The organism is Clostridium oryzae (assembly GCF_002029235.1).
GTDB classification, from domain to species: Bacteria; Bacillota; Clostridia; order Clostridiales; family Clostridiaceae; genus Clostridium_AE; species Clostridium_AE oryzae.
In genome coordinates this window covers 1-3,564 of the sequence record NZ_MZGV01000134.1, presented here as the reverse complement: position 1 = coordinate 3,564, position 3,564 = coordinate 1, and the positions used below count along the sequence as shown (strand labels likewise).

General features: G+C 31.5%; 2 protein-coding genes. Both read left to right on the top strand.

Going from position 1 to position 3,564, the window contains the following annotated elements; genetic code table 11:
* Positions 1-166 precede the first annotated feature (166 nt).
* Positions 167-1,507 carry an L-cysteine desulfidase family protein gene (locus CLORY_RS22565; RefSeq protein ID WP_139376129.1) on the top strand — a complete coding sequence of 447 codons (1,341 nt, stop codon included), beginning with the start codon at positions 167-169 and terminating at the stop codon, positions 1,505-1,507.
* Positions 1,508-1,890: 383 nt separating this feature from the next.
* The gene (locus CLORY_RS22555) at positions 1,891-2,646 is read left to right on the top strand and encodes an AAA family ATPase (protein ID WP_079428805.1); all 756 of its coding nucleotides are present in this window, start codon (positions 1,891-1,893) and stop codon (positions 2,644-2,646) included.
* Positions 2,647-3,564: the final 918 nt, after the last annotated feature.

Sequence of the window (3,564 nt, the reverse complement as noted above, 5' to 3'; positions counted from 1 at the left end):
GCGAAAAATTACGTCATATCAAATTTTTATTAAAATCATGATAAATTTATTAAATTAAAAAAGAAATGAAAAAATTATGCTTTTTATTGGATATGTATTTATAATTAGAAGTACATATTAATTTGTAAAATTAATTTTTGCTTAAAGATTATTGGATAGTATTTGAATGAAGTATAGAAAAACAATTTTGATTGGAAAGGAAGAAAAAAATTTGAAAACTACCGATTTAAAATATAAAAGCTATGTACAGATACTGAAGGAAGAACTAATACCAGCTATGGGGTGTACAGAGCCAATCGCTATTGCTTATGCTTCAGCAAAGGCTAGAGAAATATTAGAGAATTTACCTGATAAAGTAGTTGTGGATGCCAGCGCCAATATCATAAAAAATGTTAAGAGTGTTGTGGTACCAAATACTGACTGCTTAAAAGGGATTGAAGCAGCGACTGCTGCTGGTATCGTTGCAGGAAATGCTGAAAAGAAACTAGAGTGCATTGCTGAAGTTACAGAGGAACAGAAGCGTTGTATTAAAGAGTATATGAATAAGAACTTAATTAATGTTAATTTAGCTGATAATCAATTTATTTTCTATATTCAGGTAACAGCATACTATAAGGATTCCTATGTAATTGTGCGTATTACCAATTATCATACAAATATTGTGTATATAGAAAAAGATAAAGAGACTATATTTTCGAAGGAGTCAGAATCACTCAAAGAAGATCTTACTGATAAAAAGTTATTAAACGTTCAGGATATTGTTGATTTTGCCAATACCGTTGACATAGATGATATAAGACAGATTATTGGAAAACAGATTGAGTATAACACAAAGATTTCTGATGAAGGCTTAAATAATAATTACGGAGCAAACATAGGAAGGGTACTGCTTACTAGCTATGGAGATGATGTAAAAATAAGAGCAAAAGCCAGGGCTGCGGCTGGTTCTGATGCTAGGATGGGAGGATGTGAGTTACCTGTAGTTATCGTTTCTGGAAGTGGAAATCAGGGAATGACGGCTTCACTTCCTGTCATTGAATATGCTAAGGAATTGAAGGTGTCAGAGGAAAAATTATATCGTGCTCTAGTATTATCAAACCTAGTAACAATTCATCAGAAAACTGGAATTGGAAGATTATCTGCATATTGCGGTGCGGTTTGTGCAGGCTGCGGCAGTGGTGCTGCTATCGCGTATCTATATGGCGGAGGCTATAAGGAGATATGCCACACTATTGTTAATGCCCTAGCTATTGTATCTGGCATTATTTGCGATGGAGCAAAGGCATCCTGTGCTGCCAAAATTGCAGCAGCTGTAGATGCAGGAATTTTAGGATATCATATGTATAAGTCAGGACAGCAATTTAGAGATGGTGATGGAATAGTTACTAAAGGTGTTGAAGCTACCATCACGAATGTTGGACATCTTGCTAAGGATGGAATGAAGCAAACTGATAAAGAGATTATTAGCATAATGATTGGAAAAAATAAAATTAAGAAAAATATTTAGTAAGGACCTCAATGGATTATATAGTATTCAAATATAAGGATGCAGAAAAGTATTAATAAATATAGTGCTTTTCTGATCCTTTTTTTGTTAATGGCGTATAACCATATTTATGAAATTTAAACTTGTGAAAATAGGGAGTTATATTATATTATGATAATATCATCTTTATATTACAAAATACCCCTATTTATATAGTGAATATGAAAAGATATATATTGACAACGTAAAAACACATTGGGCGGATTTATCTATAGAAATTGAAAATTACTGCAACCAGAATTGTATAAAATACATAAATTATTTTTATCATGAAGAATTAGTTAAGAAGAAACTTGGAAAATCGCGATGAAAAAAAAGAGTTTCAGATTGTAAGGAGGGAGTTTGTGAGCACGTTAGAAAGAAATCAATATTTACGCAGTATAGAAATTAAGAGGGACAAAATACCATCATTTTCTGCATATCCGTTTTGCTTACCTGTAGTTAAGCATTTAACAAAATTAGAATTTGATTCGAAAGTAACTTTTATAGTTGGAGAAAACGGTTCTGGAAAATCAACGTTACTTGAAGCTATTGCTGTGGCATATGGTTTTAACGCTGAAGGAGGTACAAAGAACTTTAGTTTTGCTACCAATGACACTCATTCAAAATTACATAACTATATCAAACTCATCAAAGGTATTATCAGCCCTAAGGATGGATTTTTTCTAAGAGCTGAAAGCTTTTATAATTTGGCTACAGATATTGATGAACTAGATAAAGAGCCATGCGATGCTCCTAAAGTAATTGATTCTTATGGAGGCCGCTCACTGCATAAGCAATCTCACGGAGAATCTTTTTTTTCATTGTTTATGAACAGGTTCGGTGGACATGGATTATATATATTAGACGAACCTGAAGCTGCACTGTCGCCATCAAGACAAATGGCTATGCTTTCAAGAATACATCAATTAGTTAATAGGAGTTCTCAATTTATCATTTCAACTCATTCCCCAATAATAATGGCCTATCCCAAAGCTACTATTTATGAAATTAAAGAAGATATACTTAAGGTTACATACGAAGATACAGATAATTATCAGATAATGAAGAGTTTCATGAACAATAGAGATAAGATGCTGAATATCCTTATGGAGGAATAAAACATAATTTTCAGTTTGTCTTGTATTGTATTGTGCCAAAATTGTACAAATAGATTAAAAACTATGAAGATAATGCTGCGATGGTAACAGAGAAAGATAGGTAATTATATGAAGTTTACGATATTAAAAAAGTTATTATTACCCACCTTGAAGAGGATTGGGGTAAATCCTATGACGATTATGTTGAGCTTGAGAAAAAATATAACAATATCATATTTGCGTATGATGGGTTAAGCTTTGAAATTTGTGTTACAAGTGCTTAGTGAACGGATCAATTTCCGTAGTACCACAACATTTCCTTTTTTTATTTAATTGCTTTGTATTTTAGCAAGATGGATAATATAGTCCTAATGATGTATATTTAGTTATTCTATGAACAATGCATAATCTATTCTAATATAGAAACATCTCCGTGCGTATCAATACATGAAATTTAAAGAAAAATAGCGAATAGATGATTTTGGTATATATAAATTGAGTGTATCAGTAGTGGAGCGAAAAACATATATAGTTATTATGATATTATATAAAAGCTGTCTGACAGAGAAGTTTAATTCATGGGGAACTGGGAACAGTAAAGTCTTGAAAAAGAACTTAAAAAAATGTATTGACACGGAAAAACAACCATGTTAATATATGAAAGCTGTCAGGATGAAGTAAAAATAAATACTTATTTAGAGATAAATTAAGTAGAAAAAATACTTCAAAAAATATGTTGACACAAGAAAATGAACGTGTTAATATATGAAAGCTGTCCGAAAACGAAGTAAAAAAACTTCGAAAAATGTCTTGACATTAAGAAATGGACATGCTAAGATGTAAAAGTCGCTTAACGACAGGTTGGTTAATACAATATGAGAATTAGCGATATTTAGTTCATAATTAAATGAACTTATGGTCTTTGAAAATTGAACAGAG